General features: G+C 70.1%; 12 protein-coding genes. 3 read left to right on the forward strand and 9 right to left on the reverse strand.

Features of this window, described 5'->3' with window-relative positions:
* Nucleotides 1-3 precede the first annotated feature (3 nt).
* The 6 genes from AWQ70_RS17940 to AWQ70_RS17965 all read right to left on the reverse strand — a co-directional run bounded on the left by AWQ70_RS17940 (nucleotide 4) and on the right by AWQ70_RS17965 (nucleotide 8,442).
* On the reverse strand, nucleotides 4-1,875 hold the full coding sequence (locus AWQ70_RS17940) for a glycoside hydrolase family 5 protein (RefSeq protein WP_067177395.1): 1,872 nt from the start codon (nucleotides 1,873-1,875) through the stop codon (nucleotides 4-6).
* Nucleotides 1,875-3,875 (reverse strand): beta-galactosidase, encoded by a 2,001-nt coding sequence (locus AWQ70_RS17945; protein ID WP_067177397.1) that lies wholly within the window; start codon nucleotides 3,873-3,875, stop codon nucleotides 1,875-1,877. The genes AWQ70_RS17940 and AWQ70_RS17945 overlap by 1 nt, the downstream gene beginning before the upstream one ends.
* Nucleotides 3,876-3,879: 4 nt before the next feature.
* Nucleotides 3,880-4,719, reverse strand: a complete 840-nt coding sequence (locus AWQ70_RS17950; RefSeq protein WP_067177398.1) for a carbohydrate ABC transporter permease — start codon at nucleotides 4,717-4,719, stop codon at nucleotides 3,880-3,882.
* A gap of 2 nt (nucleotides 4,720-4,721) precedes the next feature.
* Complete coding sequence (locus tag AWQ70_RS17955; protein ID WP_067177400.1) at nucleotides 4,722-5,693, reverse strand: carbohydrate ABC transporter permease; 972 nt, start codon at nucleotides 5,691-5,693, stop codon at nucleotides 4,722-4,724.
* Between the two features lie 2 nt (nucleotides 5,694-5,695).
* Nucleotides 5,696-6,964, reverse strand: a complete 1,269-nt coding sequence (locus AWQ70_RS17960; RefSeq protein WP_067177402.1) for an ABC transporter substrate-binding protein — start codon at nucleotides 6,962-6,964, stop codon at nucleotides 5,696-5,698.
* A gap of 272 nt (nucleotides 6,965-7,236) precedes the next feature.
* Nucleotides 7,237-8,442, reverse strand: a complete 1,206-nt coding sequence (locus AWQ70_RS17965; protein WP_067177404.1) for an ROK family protein — start codon at nucleotides 8,440-8,442, stop codon at nucleotides 7,237-7,239.
* A gap of 107 nt (nucleotides 8,443-8,549) precedes the next feature.
* Between AWQ70_RS17965 and AWQ70_RS17970 the strand changes: the two genes are divergently transcribed.
* Entirely contained in the window at nucleotides 8,550-10,628 is a 2,079-nt protein-coding gene (locus tag AWQ70_RS17970; protein WP_067177407.1) for an alpha-galactosidase, read from the forward strand.
* A gap of 94 nt (nucleotides 10,629-10,722) precedes the next feature.
* Here AWQ70_RS17970 and AWQ70_RS37760 read toward each other — a convergent pair whose 3' ends face one another.
* The 3 genes from AWQ70_RS37760 to AWQ70_RS17985 form a co-directional block, all read right to left on the reverse strand.
* Nucleotides 10,723-13,185 (reverse strand): cellulase family glycosylhydrolase, encoded by a 2,463-nt coding sequence (locus tag AWQ70_RS37760; RefSeq protein ID WP_157530134.1) that lies wholly within the window; start codon nucleotides 13,183-13,185, stop codon nucleotides 10,723-10,725.
* A 259-nt stretch (nucleotides 13,186-13,444) separates the two neighbouring features.
* Nucleotides 13,445-14,410 carry an endonuclease/exonuclease/phosphatase family protein gene (locus AWQ70_RS17980; RefSeq protein WP_067177557.1) on the reverse strand — a complete coding sequence of 322 codons (966 nt, stop codon included), beginning with the start codon at nucleotides 14,408-14,410 and terminating at the stop codon, nucleotides 13,445-13,447.
* A gap of 242 nt (nucleotides 14,411-14,652) precedes the next feature.
* Nucleotides 14,653-15,495, reverse strand: coding sequence for a class I SAM-dependent methyltransferase (locus AWQ70_RS17985; protein ID WP_067177409.1), 843 nt, complete (start codon nucleotides 15,493-15,495; stop codon nucleotides 14,653-14,655).
* Between the two features lie 86 nt (nucleotides 15,496-15,581).
* On the opposite strand from AWQ70_RS17985, the gene AWQ70_RS17990 reads away from it, so the two are divergent.
* Entirely contained in the window at nucleotides 15,582-16,259 is a 678-nt protein-coding gene (locus AWQ70_RS17990; protein ID WP_067177411.1) for a winged helix-turn-helix transcriptional regulator, read from the forward strand.
* Between the two features lie 252 nt (nucleotides 16,260-16,511).
* A complete protein-coding gene (locus tag AWQ70_RS17995; protein WP_067177414.1) occupies nucleotides 16,512-18,902 on the forward strand; it encodes a bifunctional metallophosphatase/5'-nucleotidase in 2,391 nt (796 codons plus the stop codon).
* Nucleotides 18,903-18,959 lie beyond the last annotated feature (57 nt).

Here is an 18,959-nt window from a genome sequence, read left to right on the forward strand (position 1 = left end):
CTTTCAGAGCTTGCGGCAGTAGAGAGCGTCGGGGGTACCGTAGCGGCCGACGCCGTTGGAGAACGCGATTCCGGCGGCGTACTCGTCGGAGGCGCACTGCGCCTTGTAGTAGCCGGAGGCGTAGTCGCCGCCCTCGCCGGACGCGGGACGGCTGTCGCCCCGGTCGTCCCACAGGGTCCGGCCGGCGCCGGCCAACGGGATCCGGCCGGGCGCGCAGAGGACGGCCGACATCTTGTCGCCGCGCAGGCTGTAGCCGATCATGAACTGGCCGTTGGGGCACTGGTACTTGGTGAACCCGTACGCCCAGTCGGTCGTGACGTTCTCACTCTTCACCACCTTGGCGTCGCCCGACTCCCACAGGTTCGCCGCTCCGGCGTCCGTGCACAGGCCGCCCTGGCCCTTCTGGCTGATGCCGATCAGGCGCTGGTCGTCCGGGCAGGACAGCTTGTGGGCGCCGGAGTCCCAGTCGCCCTGGGCGCGCATTCGCGCGGACTGGTTCGCATCGCCGCGGATGGCCTGGAGCATGGACCAGGTGCGGATGGGGGCGACCTGCCCGGTGTACCCGGTGGCGTCGATCAGGCGGCGCCAGTGCGCCGCCCGCCAGTCGTCGGCGTCGGACACGCTACGCAGGCCGCCGTCGGTGGCGTAGCGGACGAGACCCCAGGTGTTGCCCTGGTCGTTCTCCTGGAAGCCGACCATCGGCCAGTACGCGAAGTCGACGTCGTTCTCGATGAGGAAGTCGACCATGTTGGCGAACCAGGCCCTGTCCTTGTCGGTGGTGACCTTGCCGACGCCGAACTCGCTGATCCAGACGGGGGCGGTGAAGTGCCGGTCCGGGGTGGTCGCCACGTAGGTGGCGGTGTCGCGCATGGCCGTGAAGAGGTCCGCGCGGCTCAGGTCCCGGTATCGGGCGTCATGGGTCTCGCCCAGTCCGTCCGCGCCGGTGTGCTGCGGGCCGGTGTAGCCGTAGAAGTGCGCGGCGTAGACGAGTTTGTGCGAGCGGACGAGCGTCTGCGAGAGCGTCGCGACCGGCTTGAGCATCGGCCTGTCGTGCCAGATGCCGTCGACCGGGATGCCGGACCAGTTGATCCCCTCGATCATGATCAGCATGTCCGGGTTGGCCTCGGTGAGGATCCGGTCGCCGGCCCGCTGCGCGGCGGCGGCCCAGTCGTGGTCGTCGCCCCAGCCCCAGTTGGGGTTGTCCCAGGTGTCCCGGCGTACCTCGTTGCGCAGGTCGGCGCCGACGACCCGCTTGTTGGCGCGGTACCGCCGTGCCATGAAGACCCAGTCGTCCAGCCATTTCTGGGTGGTCTGGCCGCTGTTCCACCGTTCGTTCCCGTCGACGCCGCAGCACCAGCGGGTGGTGGTCGTGTGGTTGTTGAGTATGACGGCGAACCCGTCGGCGGTGAGCGCCTCGACGACCTTGTCGTAGACCTGAAGGGGAGTGAGGCCGCGCAACTGCGGGTTGGCCGCCACGCCAGCGTCGGTGACGGGCCGCGCGTCGGTGAGCATCTCGTTGGAGAACGGCAGGCGGACGCTGTTGACGCCGAGCGTGTGGAAGTCCGCGATCAGCTTGCTCATCGGCGCCCGGTCCAGGCCGAGCGGGACCCGGTGAGAGGTCTCCGAGGCATAGTTGTTCGCCGGGTTCTCGTCGTCGCCGCTGCCGGTCCAGGTGCCGCTGGCGCCGTGCCAGTTGCCGGACCGCAGTTTGAACCGCGTGCCGGTGGAGTCGACGATGTAGCGGCCGCGGGTGCTGAGCGGTCCTTCCCAGGACGCCGCCAGGGGGGTCGGCGCGTCGGCCGCCGCGGGAGGGGGAGCCGCGGCCAGGCCGCCGAGTGCGGTGGCGAGAACCGCCAGGAGTGCTCCTAATCGCATCAAGGCACCTCAGATCTGGAGTGACGCGCGAGAACCGCGACGTCGCGGGGGTGGAGGGTGACCTGCTCGACCTCGGGGCGCCCGGGGGCGAGCAGGTGGTGGAACGGGTGGGGCAGATCGACCGTGCGGGCCTCGTCGGTGTGGTTGAGCAACAGCAGGAACTCCCCGCCGCCGCCCGTGCGCACCGCGGCCTGCACGCCGTCGGGCAGGCCGCGCAGCACCGGCTCGGCGCCGGCCTCGGCGAGCGCCTCGGCCAGGACCGTACGCATGATCGTCTCATCGGGACGGGTGGTGACGTAGCGGACCGTGCCCGTGCCGAACCCGTTCCTGGTCACCGCGGGTGTGCCGTCGGCAAAGGCCAGCAGGACGTCCGCGCCCTCGATGCGTACGTCCTCTCGCCACAGATCGGCGGTGCCCTCCCCGAGCGGGAACGTCTCACCCTCGGCGGCGGGCCGGTACTCCTCGATGCGCAGGCCGAGCGCCTCGCGCAGCGGCCCCGGGCAGCCGCCGTGGTGGACCCGGTCGTTGCCGTCCACCACGGAGGTGAAGAACGACACCAGCAGGTGGCCTCCGGCCGAGACGTAGCCGGCCAGTCTCCCCGCGTGCTCGTCGGTGAGGAGATAGAGGTTGGGGACCACGACCAGTCTGTAAGCGGACAGGTCCGCGCCGGGCGGCAGCACGTCCACGCCCACGCCCAGGTCGAACAGCGGGCCGTAGTGATCCAGCGCTCGGTCGACGGCCTTCAGCCCGTCGGACGGCCGGGAGTCCAGCTCGAGCGCCCACCAGCTGTTCCAGTCGAACAGCACGGCCACGTCGTTGACCACGCGGGTTCCGGCCAGCTCCGGCACCGCGGCCAGCTCGGCGCCCAGGGCGGCGACCTCCCGGAACACCCGGGTGTCCGGACCCGCGTGCGGCACCATTCCGGAGTGGAACTTCTCCGCGCCGCCGCGCGACTGCCGCCACTGGAAGTAGAGGACGGCGTCGGCGCCGTGCGCGATCGCCTGCCAGCTCCACAGGCGCATCAGGCCGGGCTCCTTGATGCCGTTGCGCCGCCGCCAGTTGACCGCCGACGGCGCCTGTTCGACGAGGTACCAGGGGTCGCCGCCGTGCGCGCCGCGGGCCAGATCGTAGGCGAGGCCCGCCGCCACGTGCGATCTCGGCCGGAACGGGTCCGGGTAGCTGTCGAGCCCCACGATGTCCATCCGGTCGGCCCATGAGTGCACGTCCACCGGTTTGTGGTGGGCGAGGAAGTTGGTCAGTACGGGCACACCCGGTGTGACCCGTCGCAGGATCGCCGCTTCGACCTCGAAGCACGCGCGCAGCGCCTCGTTGCTGAACCTCGTGAAGTCCAGTTGCTGGGCGGGGTTGGCGTACGTCGGCGCGAGCCTGGGGGGCAGGATCTGGTCGAACGAGGTGTAGCGCTGGGACCAGAAGTCGGTGCACCAGGCCGCGTTCAGCCCTTCGACGTCGCCGTATCGCCCGCGCAGCCAGCGACGGAAGTCGCGGGCCGACTCCTCGCAGAAGCACTCGGCGACGTGACAGCCGTACTCGTTTCCCACGTGCCAGAAGCCCAGGGCGGGGTGGTCCCTGTAGTGCGCGGCGAGCGCCTCGACCAGCCTGGTGGCCCGGTCGCGGTAGACCGGGCTGGACGGGCAGTAGTGCTGGCGGCCGCCCGGCGCAAGGACGGTGCCCGACCGGGTGACCGGCAGGATCTCCGGGTGTTCCGTGGCCAGCCAGGGCGGCGGTGAGGCGGTCATGGTGGCGAGGTCCACCGTCACCCCGGCCGCCGCCAGCTCGTCCATCACCGTGTCGAAGTAGGAGAAGTCGTACGCGCCGGGCGCGGGCTCGACCCGCGCCCATCCGAAGACGCCGACGGTGACCAGGTTGACCCCGGCCTCTGCCATCAGGCGCACGTCCTCGGCGCGGAGCTCGTCCGGCCACTGCTCGGGGTTGTAGTCGCCGCCGAAGCCCAGTCCGCCCAGGCGGTCGGTGAAACTCATGTGCTCAGTCCTTCATTCCGGTGGCGGCGATGCCCTGGACGATGTGGCGCTGCGCGAACAGGAAGACCACGACCAGCGGGAGGATCGTGACGACGGCGCCGGCGAAGAGCGCGGGAAGGTTGATCGACTGCGAGGTCAGGAACGTGGACAGCGCGATCTGGGCGGTCCACGACTCCGGGTCCTGGCCGATGACGAGCGGCCAGAGGAAGGCGTTCCAGCTCTCGATGAACGACAGCGTGCCCAGCGAGGCGAGCAGGGCGCCCGAGTTGGGCAGCGCGAGCCGCCAGTACACGCCCAGATGGCCCAGGCCGTCCAGTCGGCCCGCCTCCTCGATCTCCTGCGGGAACTTCAGGTAGAAGTTGCGGAACAGCAGCACCGAGAACGCGTTGAACAGGCCGGGCACGATGACACCCCACAGGGTGTCGACCCCGCCCATCGCGCTGACCAGCACGAAGGTGGGCACGAACGTGGCCGAGGTCGGGATCATCAGGGTCACGACGATGAAGGACATGACCACGCCGCGGCCGGGCACCGAGATGCGGGCCAGGGCGTAGCCGGACATCGAGCCGAGCAGGGTGGAGACGGGCGCGGTGACGATCGCGATGACGAAGGAGTTCCCGAGCGCGCCCGCCATCGGCACCGACGGGTCGTCGAACAGGTCCGTGAAGCCCCGCAGGGTGAACGGGTCGGGCAGCCAGTGCCAGTCCGGGTCGGTGACCTGCGTCCCGGTCATCAGCGCGGCGCGCAGCATGAAGTAGAAAGGCGCCAGGAACAGCACGGCGGCGACGCCGACGACCAGATAGGTCAGGACCGTCGCCGGAGTCCTGCGCGTGGTCTTGCGCATGGTCAGTCCTTCCGGCCGAATCCGACGAGGCGTCCCTGCAGCAGGGTCACCAGGACGATCAACAGGGTCAGCAGGAACGCGCCCGCCGAGCCCACGCCGTAGTCCTGGCCCTTGAGCGCGGTGTCGTACAGGAACACCAGCGGCGGCCGTACGGGGGCGGTGGAGTTGCCGGTGGTGGTCATGAACACGTTGTAGAACTCGTCGAACGCCTGGAACGCGGCGATGAGGATCAGCATGAGGATCGCCACCGACGTGTTGCGCAGCATCGGCAGGGTGATGTGCCGGAACCGCGCCCACCGGGACGCGCCGTCCAGTGCGGCCGCCTCGTACAGGTGGACCGGGATGGCCTGGAGGCCGGCCAGGAACAGGATCATGTAGAGGCCGACCTGGAGCCACAGGCGCACTGTGATGATCACGATCCAGTACAGGGGCGGGTCGGTGCTGGCGATCCAGGACTGGACGTCCCAGCCGAACAGCCCGCCGATGGTGTTGGCGACGCCGGACGGCAGGCCGTTGAACAGGCTCATCTTCCAGATCAGCGCGGCGACGACATAGGAGACGGCGGCCGGGATGAGGAAACCGGTGCGGAAGAAGGCCCGGCCGCGGCGCATCCCGTGCAGCAGCACGGCGAGCCCGAGCGAGATGCCGAACGTCACCGGCACGATGAAGATCGTGAACAGGATGACCCCGGTCATCGAGGACCGGAACGCCTCGTCCCCGAGCAGGAAGGTGTAGTTGTCGAAGCCGACCCAGGATCCGAGATCGACGGTGCCGCGAGCCTCGCTGAAACTGAGCAGGAAGCTCCAGCCGATGGCGACGTATTTGAACAGGCCGAGGCCGAGGACCGTGGGCGCGGTCAGCACGGCGAACGCGCCCACGGCCCTCCAGTCGGTCGGCCGCCCGCGGCGGCCGGGCCGGACCCCGGCCGGGCGCGCGGCGGCGGCCGTCTGCCCGGTCGTGGCGGTGTCTGACATGCTCAGGCCAGCTGCTTGTCGAGCTCGGCCTGCGCCTTCGCCGCGGCCTCGTCGAGCAGCGACCTGGCGTCGCCGCCGCTCTTGGCGATCTTCAGGACGGCCTGCGCGAACGCGGAGTCCATCGTGGTGTTCCACAGGTTCGGGTAGGCCCTGCCGGTGTTCGCCAGGACGTCGGCGGCGTCCTTCGCCGGGCCCGAGCCGAACTCGGTGGTCCGCGCCGCGACGCTCTTGCGCGACGGGACGTGGAACCCGTAGCTGACGCACCAGTCCTTCTGCAGATCCGCCTGCTTGATCCAGAGCCACTCGATGAACTTCTTGGCCTCTTCGGCGTGCTTGCTCTTGGCGTTCACGGCCGCGAACCAGCCGCCGATGCGGGAGACCGCCTGCCCCGTGTCGCCGAACTTCGGCCACGCGATGACGCCGAAGTCGTCACCGAGCGCCTTCTTGATGGCGGGCATGGCCCACAGACCGCACCACTGCATGGCGGCGGCGCCCTGGACGAACGCGCCCGGGTCGTACCAGTCGGTGGTGAAGTCCAGCAGCAGCGACTTGTCGTCGTGCAACTGCTTGAGTCCGGAGATCGCGGCGACGCCCTCGGGCGAGTTGAAGACGACCTTCCTGCCCTCGGGATCGAGCAGGTCGCCGCCGCCCGACCACAGCAGCAGGTACGCCGCGTTGCCGATGCCGTCGGAGCCGACGAACAGGCCCTTCTGCTCCCGGCTGGTGAGCCTCTTGGCGGCGGCGGCCAGATCGGCGAAGGTCTGCGGCACGGCGATCCCGGCCTTCTCCAGGACGCTCTTGCGGTAGTACAGGACCATCGCGTCGTCCATCATCTTCAGGCCGTAGAGCTTGCCGTCGGCCGTGGCGGAGTCCAGTGAGGCCTTGGAGTACTCGGCCTCCTGCCCCTTGATGATGTCGTCGAGCGGAGCGAGCAGGCCGTTCTTGACGTCGACGTACTGGAAGTCGCCGATCTCGAACAGGTCGGGCGCCTGCGGGGTGAGCAGCGTCGAGTGGAGCTTCGCGGAATAGTCGCCCGCGATCCAGTTGACCTTGATGGCGACGTCCGGGTTGGCCTTGGTGTACTCCTTGGCGTACCGGATCACCGCCTGCTGGGTGCCGGCCTCGCCGTAGGCGTGGTACCACTGCTCCAGCGTGACCTTGGCGCCGGCCTTGACGGCGTCGTCCTTGCCGCACGCGGCAAGCGCGATGCCGCCGACGAAGAGGAGCGATCCGCCGAGGAAGGCGCGGCGGGATGTCAGGGAAGTGCTCATTCGGGGGGTTCCTTTCTGAGGGGCCGAGCCGCCCGCCGGCCCATGACGCGGGCCGGTGTTCCCGGAGATGGTGCTGGGGACTGCCTGACGAACGCCGCCCGCGCGACCGCGGATCCAGTGGGTCCCGGGCGGATGCGTCGAGAGGAGGAGGCCGGAGCGGAGCCTCCGCCCGTTCCCGGGCCACGCGGAAACTCCGAGCCGGCGAGGTGTCTCGTCGACGGGCCACAGTGCCGCGAAGCGCCGTCCGGGCCGCGCGCGGCAGGCGTGGTCTGTCAGCCGGGTGTACCGACCATGGACTGGACGGCGACGGTCGCCGCGCCGCGCGCCCATTCCTCGAACGGCAGCGGGCGGATGGTCAGGCCGCACCGCCCCGCGCTGCCGTATGCCTGGGCGGAGAACGCCTCGCGGATCGACTCCTCGAACAGGTCGTAGGCGTCGAGTCCTTCGCCGGACACCACGAGGCTTTCCGGGCCGAGGAGGTTCGCCACCACGGCCAGGCCGAGGCCGATCGCCCGGCCGGCGATGGCGAAGACCTTGCGGAGGACCTGGTCGCCCGAGCGGGCCCGATCGACCGCCTGGTCGATGGTGAGATCGTCCACGCCGGTGGCGCGGCGCGCCTCGGTGAGCAGTGCCTGGGTGGAGGCCAGCGCTTCGAGGCAGCCGGTCGCGCCGCAGTGGCAGCGCGGTCCGTCGACGCCGATCGGCACATGGCCGATCTCCCCGGACACGCCGAACGCGCCGGAGACGAGACCGCCGTTGACGACGAACGCGCTGCCTATGCCGGTGCCGACGGTGACCAGGGCGAAGGAGGACGCGCCGACGCCTTCACCGAACCAGTGCTCGGCGACGGCGAGGGCCTTGACGTCGTTCTCCAGGGTCGTGGTGAGCCCGGTGGCCTCATCCAGCAGCGCGGCGAGCGGGACGTCCCGCCAGCCGAGGAAGGGGGAGTAGCGCACGGTGCCGGTGTCGCGGTCGACGTCGCCGGAGATGGCGACGCCGAGCCGATGGGCCCGCTCTCGGAAGTCGGGGTGTTCGTCCAAGAGCTCCGTGGTGAGCGCGGCGATGGCCGCGACCACGTCGGCGGGTTCCATGGAAGAGGCGGAGGCGTCGGTCCGCACGTCGAATCCGGGCACCGGGCGGTGCTGGGAGGTCACGATCCGGGAGCCGAGATCGGTCACCACACCGATGAGGTCATCACCGGTGATCTTGATTCCGACGAAGTACTCACGTTCCGGCGCGATCGCCAGCGGGCTGGCGGGCCTGCCCGCGCCGGGCGCCGTCCGCTCGGTGGGTGCGAGTTCCCGCAGGTAGCCCGCCTCGATCAGGGGGCGGGCGGCTTTGGTCACCGCCGCGGACGAGAGGCCGGTGAGCCGGCAGACGTCGACCCGGCTCGCCGGGCCCCGGGTGAGGACCGTGGTGAAGACCGCTGCGGCGGCGGGGCTGGCGACGGGCGCCTTGGAGCCCTGGCTTCTCGGCATGCGGGTTACCGTAGGGTCAACTAATTAACTTCGTCAAGAATTTAATTTGGGGTGGCCGCGCTCTACACTTCCGGACCGTCGCCGACCCTCGCGAGGAGCGCCCCACTGTGATCGAGTTCGACCCCCGCCACCGGATCTGGCTGCTCAGCACGCCCACCACCGCGTACGCGCTGCGGCTGGACGAGGACGGCACTCCCCGGCACGTGCACTGGGGGCGCGCCCTGACGTTGGAGCAGGCGGCGGCCGTACCGCCCTTCCGCGACCCGGCGGACAGCAGCTTCGAGCACCCGCGGGCGGACGGGGCGGAGTTTCCTGTCGCCGGGTTCGGGCCGCCCGCCCTCCAGGTCCGTTTCCCGGGCGGAGGGCAGGAGATCGAGTGGCGCTTCGACGGTCACACGGTCGAGGGCGGTCATCTGACGATCCGGCTGCACGACCGGTGCCGTCCGCTCGCGGCCGAGTTGCACTACCGGGTGCATGAGGACGGCGACGTGCTGGAGCGGTGGACCGTACTGCGGCACTCGGGGGGTGACGCGCCGCTGGAAGTGCTGCGTGTGGACTCGGCCGCGTGGAGTGTTCCCCATCTGGCGGGCTACCGGCTGAGCCATGTGACCGGGGCGTGGGGCAGTGAGTTCCGGCTGCGACGCGAGGCTCTCCCAGGAGGGGAGACCGTGCTGACGAGCAGGCGAGGCGTATCGGGGCATCACGCCAATCCATGGCTCATGATCGACGACGGTGGGGCCGGCGAGGAGCACGGGGAGGTGTGGAGCACCGCGCTGGCCTGGAGCGGGAGCTGGCGGATCACGCTGCACCGTTCACCCGCCGAGCGCCTGTGCTGGAGCGGCGGGTTCGGCCACGACGGCGTCACCTGGCGGCTGGAGCCGGGCGAGTCGCTGGAGACGCCGGTTTTCGCGGGCCTGTACCGCCCGGACGGATTCGGCGGGACGAGCCGCTCCTGGCACGCGTACATCGCGCGGCATGTGCTGCCCGCCGGGGCCGAGTTGCGCCCGGTGGTCTACAACTCGTGGGAGGCGACCGGCTGGGCGGTGACGGAGGAGGGGCAGAAGGGGCTCGCGGTCCTCGCGGCCGAGGTCGGCGCGGAGATGTTCGTCATGGACGACGGCTGGTTCGGCGCGCGCGACAGTGACGGGGCCGGGCTCGGTGACTGGGTGCCGAACCCCGGCAAGTTCCCCACGGGGCTGGACGGGCTGATCGCCGAGGTGCACCGGCTCGGCATGCGGTTCGGGATCTGGGTGGAGCCGGAGATGGTCAACCCCGACAGCGACCTCTACCGCGCCCATCCCGACTGGGTGCTGCACGAGCCGGACCGGCGCCGCACGCTGCTGCGCAACCAACTCGTGCTCGACTTCGGGCGGCCCGAGGTGGCCTCATGGGCGCACGACTGGCTGGACCGGCTGGTGGGCGGACACGGGATCGACTTCCTCAAATGGGACATGAACCGGGCTCTCACCGAGGTGGGGCGGCCCGGGGCCGGCGATCCGGGCCGGCCCTGGATCGACCATGTGCGCGGTGTGTACGAGGTGATGGACCGGCTGCGCGCCGACCATCCCCGGCTGCGGATCGAGGCGTGCGCGGGCGGTGGCGGCCGGGTGGACCTCGGTGTGCTGCGCCGTACCGACGAGGCGTGGACCTCCGACAACACCGACGCCGCCGACCGGATCGCGATCCAGCACGGGTTCGGGCAGATCTATCCCGCCCGGACGATGGCGGCCTGGGTGACCGACAGCCCGAACTTCCTGACCGGCCGGGATCTGCCGCTGCGGTTCCGCTTCCATGTGGCGATGGCCGGAGTGCTGGGCGTCGGCGGCGACCTGTCGCGCTGGAGCGCCGCCGAGCGCGAAGAGGCGGCGGAGCTCGTCGCGCTCTACAAGGAGATCCGCCCGGTCGTGCAGCACGGCGTCCACTACCGGCTGGGGGAGCCGCCGCTGACCGGTGCCCAGTATGTCGCGGACGGCCGGGTCGTCGTGCTCGCCTGGCGGCTGTCGTCCCCCTTCGGAGCCCCGCCCGCGCCTCTGCGGTTGCGCGCCCTGGACCCGGACGCCCGCTACCGCGACGACGACACCGGCGCCGTCCATCACGGGGCCGTTCTGCTGGCTCATGGCCTCCCGCTTGAGCTGCCGGGCCGCGGTCACGCGAGCGCCCTCGTCCGCCTGACCCGTGTCGAGTGAGAGTCGACCGCCTCCCGGGATCGGCCGTACGCCACCGGAGTGGAGGTCGGCGGCGAGCGTTCATTTCCGCGGGCGATCCCTTGCACTCGATCGTCTAGCGGTGTGCCGTCAGGGTGTAGGCGCCCCGTGCGCAGCCGTTGATGCGCCAGCCGCCCGGTGTCTGCCGGGCGGCGACGCCCGTGAGTCCGGCACTGCGGACGACCGGCCGGGCGCCGCCGGGGAACCACACGTCGAGGCCGCATCCGGCGCCCTCGCCCTGCGCCGTGAGGCTCGCCTGGTCGGAGGTGAGGCCGGTCAGGCGGCCGGGGGCGGAACGGGGGTAGGGGCGCGAGAGTTCGGCGACGTATTCGGGGGGTGGGGGCAGGTCCTTCCCGGTGGCACAGTCCTCGATCATGAGGTTGCCGCCGGTCCTGGATTCGGCTCCGGCGTGGGCGTCGCCGCAGGACTGCTTCCAGACCCAGAACGCACCGCCGATTCGGTGCCGGTCCTCGTGGTCGGTGTATCTCCTGATCGGGGCCGAGGAAGCGTCGCCGAACCACCCCCACTCTCCCGACCAGAGCCCCGCGCCGTAGTACGCCGCCGCCCGGCTCGCCAGGTCGAAGCCGCGCTCGATGCTCGTGATGGTGACGCCGGTGCCCTGGTCGATGGTGATCGACTCGTTGTATAGGTGAGGGGCGAAGACGAGCAGCCGGTCGTCGGTGAAGTCCTTGGGCACCGAGACCTCGAAGCCCAGACCCGACCAGAGCACGGACGGCTCGAAGAAGATCAGGTGCGGGAAGCCGCGCTTCTCGCCCGCCCTGATGGCCTTGATCGCTCGGTCGTAGTAGCGGCCGAGCAGCACACCGGAGGTGATCGGCGGGGCTTCGCCGAAGCCGGGCTCGTTCAGCAGGTCGTATCCGGCGACCATGGGCTCGCTCGCGAACCGCTCCGCCAGCATGCCCCAGGCGGCGACCAGGCGGGTCTGGATGCCGTCCCTGTCCTGGTAGAAGTTGGTGAAGGCGCGGGCGACGGCGGGAGAGATATCGCGTCCGGTGAACTCGCACTTGGGGGCGCCGTCGAAGCGATCGGCCCAGGTGGGTGCGCCGTCCCAGCCGTGCATCGGGGAACCCTTCGCGCAGGTGGTGCCAGGGGCGGCGTCGACGCCCTTGCCCCAGGCGTCCTGGTGCATGTCGATGACCGTGTGCAGGCCATGCTTGGCCGCCGTCTCGACGGCCCAGGAGATCCTGGCGAGGTAGGCCGGGTCGTAGTGGCCGGGCCGGGGTTCCAGGGCTGACCAGGAAAGGGCGAGGCGGATGACGTTGAAGCCCATCTGCTCCATGCCGACGAAGTCGGCCTCGGTCAGCGGTCGCGTCACCGCCTTGTCCGGAAATTTCTGGAAGTAGTCTTCGAGCTGGTTGACGTTCACACCCCGCAGCAGCACCTCATTGCCGTCGGTGTCGACGATCCTGCGGTCGGCTGAGAGTGTCAGGCCCTTGGTGCGTGGTGGCTGCGCGGTGGCGGTTCCGGGTTGCGCGAGCGGTATGGCGAGCGCCGCCGCGCCCACGACAGCCGCCATTCCTGTCGCCGCAGAAACGGTGAAGCCCGTACGCGCCGGAACAAGGACGGTTCTTCGCGCCGGGAGGGTGGCGGGGAGGAGGGCGACGAGGGCTGCCGTCGCGAAGGCGAGGAGGGCGCCGAAAGAGAGTGCGGGGGCGAGACGAAGCATGATCGCCGGTGCCCAGAACGTGTCGCAGCCCGCCAGGTCGCCGGGGAGCCCGATGGCCGCCTGGGCCAGGCCCAGCGTCGCGGCCGCTCCCAGCGCGGAGATCCCGGCCACGACGGCCCGCGGCGAGGCGGCGGTACCGAGCCGGCGGTTCAGCGCCCAGGTCGTCACGCCCAGCAGGGTGACGGCGGCGATGCGGCCCAGCGGTCCCGCCTCGGGCGCCGGGGCCAGCGGGGAGTCGCCGATCGCGTACCCGACGGGTGAGCCGCCCCACCAAACTCCACCTACCAGCGCACCCAGGACCACGGCCACCCCCGCCGCCACCCACCCCGGCCCCGGAGCCGGCGGAAAGAACGACTCTGAGGCCGCCGCAGGTCCGGTGCCCGACCCTGGGGAGGGTGGGGAGGTCGAACTCGCAGAGGGTGAGGTGAGACGGCGGCGAAGGAACTGCGTGAGCCAGGTGGCCGCCAGGACCGGCAGGCCGAAGATCGCCGCCTTGACGCCGGTGAAGCCGGTCGACCACGCCAGGTAGACCACATCACCGAAGGCCATCGCCAGCGACATCATCAGCTTGGCCGCCATCGCCGACCACACCACCGCGCCCCACACCAGCAGTGCCGTACGCAGCGGGGCTGCCTCGCGTGCGATCACCCACGTCAGCGTCCCGACTCCCGCCAGCAGCAGCGGCACATAGACGGCCGGCGCGGCCACCTGCCACAGCCCGGCGACGGGTAGCAGGTCGGCGCCCGTCCACGTGTACGGCGCGGCCAGCCCCGACGGGTCGAAAGCCGCCCCCAGCACGATGACGGCGGCCAGCACCACGACGGCGATCGGCGACAACCAGGGGTTCCTCATAGCGTCAGCGACCATATATGAGCAATGCTCACATATAAAGAGTCGGATCCGTAACAATGCGGATGTCCCGCTTCGAAGTCGTCGGCGAGCCCCGTGGACGCGGGCAGCGTCAGCGTGAGTCGTTCGAGCACTTCGGCGAGCTCATCGCCGAGTTGTTCAAGCTCGCCGCGCTGTTGGTGTTCGGCGCGCGGGCTGGGCGAAGATCGTGCGGATTGCGTGGGCGACCGTCTCGGCCGACCCCTTCGGGACGCGGGCCAGGTCAGAGCGTGACGCGGGCGACGACCGGCAGATGGTCGCTGCCGGTGGCGGGCAGGGTCCAGGTGGCGGTCGGCGTCGCCCCGCGAGCCATGACGTGGTCGATCCGGGCGAGGGGAAAGGCCGTAGGCCAGCTGAAGCCGAAGCCTCCCTCCGCCGGGGTCATCCGCGAGGTGACCGGGCCCAGGCCACGGTCATCGAGGGTGCTGTTGAGGTCCCCCAGCAGGATGACCTTGTCCAGCTTCTCCGCGGCGACGGCCGCGCCCAGGGCGACGGCGCTCTCGTCCCTCCGACCGGAGCTGAAGCCGCCCGGCAGTCGTACGCGTACCGAGGGAAGATGGGCGACGTAGACGGCCAGGTCGCCGGACGGCACCCGGACGGTGGACCGCAACCCCCGGCTCCAGTCGCCGTCGACGCCGTCCGGCCTGATGTCCACCGGCCGGGAGTCGGCGAGGGGATACCTCGACCAGAGCCCGACGGTCCCCACGACGGCACGGTGCGGATAGCCGGCCGCGAGCGCGGCCTCGTACACGGGGAGCGTGGCAGGCGTCACTTCTTCGAGGGCGACGAGGTCGGCTCCCGCGCGGACCAGGGCCCGCGCGGTGCCGGCGGGATCGGGGTTCTCGTCGTTGACGTTGTGCTGGAGCACGATCAGGTCATGTGCCGTTCCCCGGTCCGCGGGCAGCACGAGCCTGCCGAACAGGGCGATCCAGACCGCCGCGAGCAGCGCCGTGGCCACCGTCGCGGTGGCCGAGCGGCGTAGCGTCGCCAGGCAGAGCAGCACAGGGACGGCCAGGCCGAGCCAGGGGAGGAAGGTCTCCAGCAGGCTGCCGAGGTTGCCGGCGGTGTTCGGCACGGCGGCGTGGAACAGCAGCAGCCCGGCGACCAGCACGGAAAACGACGCGAGGATCCGCCCCCGGGTCCATCGCGTGCGGCCTTTCGCGTCCGTGCCCCAGCGCCATCGGTCGATGCGATGACGTCGCCCCTCGGCGGCCACAACCCTCCCTGCCTCGCTGCCGATGCGGCCTGACCCGACAGCGAAGTCACACTGATATCGCGTCGGACACGGTGATGTCCACAAGACCGGGGCGACATCACGTCTCGGAGTCCTCCGCCTTCGTGGCGTCTCGGTGGAGGAGTCGGTCGCCGGCGCGCGTGAGCTGCTGATCGACCCACGCGGTGACCTCCGGGACGAGCTGAGCGCCTCTTCGGCTACCCCTCGGTCTTGCGTGCGGTGAGCAGCAGGTACTCCCAGGCCATGGAGGTGGTGCCGGTGTCCTGAGTGTGGCGATGGGCGAGGGCGGCCAGGTCATGGTCCAGAGCGGTGACACGGTCGGGATCGTTCGCGATGGCGCGGTAAGCGGCGACGGTCGGGCCGTAGTTGGACTTGAAGTAGTCGCGGAATGCCTCGGGTGTCGTGAACCTGTCGATCCGCACGGTCCGCCGATCGGCCGTGACATCGGTGATCCGGTCGCCGAAGAGCGCGCGGACGTGGTCCGGGCGCCCCCACAGGGGCGGCGGCTGCGTGCCGGGCGGCGGCGGGGACGCGTAGGGTTTCATCGCCGCGAACATCTGCCCGATGAACCCCTCCGGCGTCCAGTTGATCAGGCCGATCGTGCCGCCTGGGCGGCAGACGCGGAGCATCTCGTCGGCGGCGGCCTGGTGGTGCGGGGCGAACATGATCCCGACGCAGGAGAGCACGGTGTCGAACTCACCGTCGGCGAACGGCAGCGCCTCGGCGTCAGCCTGACGCCACTCCAGCTCCACGCCGTGCTCAGCCGATGATCGGCGCCCGGCCTCCAGCAGTTCCGGCGTCAGGTCGCAGGCGACGACCTGCGCGCCGGCCACGGCCGCCGGGATCGCGGCGTTGCCCGTTCCGGCCGCGATGTCCAGCACCCGGTCGCCGGGCCGCACATCGCATGCCTGCACCAGGGTCGCGCCCAGGTCGGGGATGATCTCCGAGGCCACGGCGGGGTAGTCACCGAGCGCCCACATCGCCCGGTGCCTCGTCTTCAGGGCGCGGTCGGCCTCCGCCGCGCTGATCAAGTCGCTCATGAAACGAGACTAGGTTCCGGCGAAATCGCCTCCTAGTACAACATCTGTACTGGAAGGCGCCGGGGGCGGGGCTTACGCTGCGATCCATGGGCTCCTCCTACTACCAGTTCTGCCCCGTCGCGAAGGCGATGGAGATGCTCGACGAGCGCTGGACGCTGCTCGTCGTGCGGGAACTGCTGTCCGGGAGCCAGCATTTCAACGAGCTGCGCCGCGGTGTGCCGAGAATGTCCCCCTCGCTGCTGTCCAAGCGGATGCAGCAACTGGTGCGCGCCGGCATCGTGGAGAGAGCGGCGGACGGCAACGACGTTCGGTACGTCCTTACCCCGGCCGGCGAAGAACTGCGGCCGGTCGTTGAGGCGCTCGGCGTCTGGGGCACCCGATGGATCGGCGACCTCGGCGATATGGACCTGGACCCGAAACTGCTGCTGTGGGACATGCACCGGCGCGTCGACCACGCCGCCGTCCCGGTCGGCCGGACCGTCGTGCTGTTCAGCTTCCCGGACGTGCACCCGCGCGCTCGCGACTGGTGGCTGGTGATCACTTCCGGCGAAGCCGACGTCTGTGACGTGGACCCCGGCTATACCGTGGCGGTCGCGGTGACCGCCGGCCTGCGCCACATGGTCGCGGTCTGGCGCGGTGATCTCAGCTGGCGCGACGCCCTGCGTTCCGGCGTGATCGACGTGCGCGGCCCCGAGGCGTTCCGCCGGCAACTGCCCCGTTGGTTCATACTCTCTGAGTTCGCCTCGGTGCCTCGGCCCACCTGACCGAAGCGGGGCCCGAACACTCCCGCGGACGAGTGACGCGGCCGGCACTCCGCTGCCCCCGCGCACCGTGCTGTCGACGACAGCGGTGACGACAACGTCGGCCGCTCTCCATGACCGCCGAATCGCACCACAAACTGGCTCTTTTGCCTCCTCCTGGCAATGCTATGCCTTATGTTTGCCTTTGCTAGATCTGTCCGAACACACGGGGGACCCCGTACGCGCCTGCGCAGGCGTCTGGCTCCGTTGGTCGCAATGGCCGCGATGGCTGGGGGCCTGGTCGGCGCGCCGGCGGCGCTCGCCGACGACTCTGTCAAGATCGATATCCTCGGGATCAACGACTTCCACGGCCGGCTGGAGGCGAACGGCCAGGAAGCGGGAGCCGCGGCGCTGGCGACCGCGGTCAAGGAGATGAGGGCAGGAAACCCCAATACCGTCTTCGCCGCGGCGGGGGACCTGATCGGCGCCTCGACGTTCACCTCGTTCATCCAGCAGGACAACCCGACCATCGACGCGCTCAACGCGGCCGGCCTCGAGGTCAGCGCGGTCGGCAACCATGAGTTCGACCGGGGCTACGACAACCTGACGAACCGGGTCATCCCGCGGGCCACGTGGGAATACATCGGCGCCAACGTCAAGGTCAAGAAGGAGCTCCAGGACAGGTACAAGGAGCTCACCGAGTCCTGGGTCAAGGAGGTCGACGGGGTCAAGGTCGGCTTCGTCGGCGCGGTGACCGAGCATCTCGACGAACTCGTCACCCCGGCGGGCATCTCCATGCTCGACATCCTGGACATCCCGAGCGCGGTCAACCAGGTCGCCGACGAGCTGAAGGCCAAGGAGGGGGCCGACATCGTCGTGCTGCTCGTCCACGAGGGTGCCGCCACCACGCAATACGAGTCGGCCGTCGACCCGGCGAGCGACTTCGGCAAGATCGTGAACGGGCTCGACAAGAACTTCGACGCGATCATCTCAGGCCACACCCACCTGGCGTACGACCACAAGGTCCCGGTCAAGGAGTGGCAGGACGAGAAGCGCCCGGTGACCGTGCGCCCGGTCGTGTCTGCGGGTCAGTACGGCTACAACCTCAACAAGATCACGTTCACGTACGACAAGGCCAAGAAGCAGGCGGTCGACGTCGAATCGAAGATCGTCCCGCTGACCGAGAAGCAGGCGGACGGCTCGTGGAAGCCCCTCTACGGCGTGGATCCGACGGTCAAGGGAATCGTGGACGACGCCGTCGAGGTGGCCAAGAGGGAGGGCGCGCGCAAGCTCGGTGAGATCACCGCGGACTTCAACCGGGCCCGCCAGTCCAACGGCACGACCGAGAACCGCGGCGGTGAATCGACCCTGGGCAACCTCGTCGCCGACGCGCAACTCGCGGGTGCTCGCACCACCGACCCATCCACTGAGATCGCTTTCATGAACCCGGGCGGGCTCCGTACGGACATGAAGTACCGGGCCGAAGGCAAGGCGGACGGCACCGTCACCTACAAGGAGGCGGCCGAGGTCCAGCCGTTCGCCAACACCCTGGTCACGATGACCCTGACCGGTGAGCAGATCGTCCAGGTGCTCGAGGAGCAGTGGCAGCCCGAGGGGGCCAGCCGGCCGTTCCTCAAGCTCGGCGTGTCCAAGGGACTCTTCTACACCTACGACCCGACCGCGCCCAAGGGCCGGCACATCACCTCGGTCACCCTCGACGGAAAGCCGCTGGACCGGGCCAAGTCCTACCGCGTGGTCGTGAACTCGTTCCTCGCCTCGGGAGGGGACAACTTCAGCACCCTGAACGAAGGGGCGGACAAGCGGGACACCGGCCAGGTCGACCTCCAGTCCATGGTCGCCTACCTGGGCGGCAACTCGCCCGTCGCTCCGGATCTCGCGCAGCGCGCGATCGGCGTGCGGTTCGACGCGCCACAGGATGGCTTCAAGGCGGGTGACACGGTGACGGTCAACCTGTCGTCGCTGGTGTTCACCAGCAACGAGCCCAAGGATGAGAAGGTCGCGGCTACGTTCGCCGGCCAAGAGGTCGGCACGTTCGCGGTCGACGCCACGGCCGACGCGAACACCAACAACACCGACGAGGTCGGCCGTGCGACCGTCGGATTCGCGGTGCCCGCCGACGCGGCGCAAGGGGGCGCGACGAGCGCGGACCTCGTCATCACCGGCGAGACGACCGGCACGACAGTCACCGTAGCGATCCCGCTGGCCGCTGACACCGGGCCGGCGTGCACGGTCACGATCACCGGCCGCCACGCTGGACCCCTCAAGGTGGGTTCCGGCGTCACCTGCCTGGACGGAGCAGTGGTCTCCGGGTCGGTCACGGTGCAGAAGGGCGCGAGCCTCTACGCGACCGGTGCCAATGTCAGCGGACCGATCAGCGCCTCGAAGGCCGTCGATGTCTCGCTGAACCGCACGACTGTCAGTGGTCCGGTGACGGTCAACGGTGCCACCGGCAAGCTCACCATCTCGGACTCCACGGTGACCGGTCCGGTCAGCTTGACCGACAACCAGGTGACCGACGCGCCGGTCGTGTCCGGCAACCGGATCAGCGGGCCGTTGAGCTGCAGCGGAAACTCCCCGGCGCCGGCGAACAACGGCAAGGTCAACACCGTGTCCGGTCCCAGGACCGGGCAGTGCAAGGGGCTTTGACCCGCTGATGCGGTAGTCCGAGCCGGATCAGGGGCGGTGGCGTGGACAACGTTCTGC

The sequence above is a fragment of the Microtetraspora niveoalba genome (assembly GCF_001570405.1).
Lineage (GTDB): Bacteria > Actinomycetota > Actinomycetes > Streptosporangiales > Streptosporangiaceae > Microtetraspora > Microtetraspora niveoalba.

Excerpts from the sequence above, each read along its gene's own strand:
- AWQ70_RS17950 (WP_067177398.1), bottom strand. The coding sequence starts at position 4,719 with ATGCGCAAGACCACGCGCAGGACTCCGGCGACGGTCCTGACCTATCTG.
- AWQ70_RS17945 (WP_067177397.1), bottom strand. The coding sequence starts at position 3,875 with ATGAGTTTCACCGACCGCCTGGGCGGACTGGGCTTCGGCGGCGACTAC.
- AWQ70_RS17960 (WP_067177402.1), bottom strand. The coding sequence starts at position 6,964 with ATGAGCACTTCCCTGACATCCCGCCGCGCCTTCCTCGGCGGATCGCTC.
- AWQ70_RS37760 (WP_157530134.1), bottom strand. The coding sequence starts at position 13,185 with ATGAGGAACCCCTGGTTGTCGCCGATCGCCGTCGTGGTGCTGGCCGCC.
- AWQ70_RS17955 (WP_067177400.1), bottom strand. The coding sequence starts at position 5,693 with ATGTCAGACACCGCCACGACCGGGCAGACGGCCGCCGCCGCGCGCCCG.
- AWQ70_RS17985 (WP_067177409.1), bottom strand. The coding sequence starts at position 15,495 with ATGAGCGACTTGATCAGCGCGGCGGAGGCCGACCGCGCCCTGAAGACG.
- AWQ70_RS17990 (WP_067177411.1), top strand. The coding sequence starts at position 15,582 with ATGGGCTCCTCCTACTACCAGTTCTGCCCCGTCGCGAAGGCGATGGAG.
- AWQ70_RS17995 (WP_067177414.1), top strand. The coding sequence starts at position 16,512 with ATGGCCGCGATGGCTGGGGGCCTGGTCGGCGCGCCGGCGGCGCTCGCC.
- AWQ70_RS17965 (WP_067177404.1), bottom strand. The coding sequence starts at position 8,442 with ATGCCGAGAAGCCAGGGCTCCAAGGCGCCCGTCGCCAGCCCCGCCGCC.
- AWQ70_RS17940 (WP_067177395.1), bottom strand. The coding sequence starts at position 1,875 with ATGCGATTAGGAGCACTCCTGGCGGTTCTCGCCACCGCACTCGGCGGC.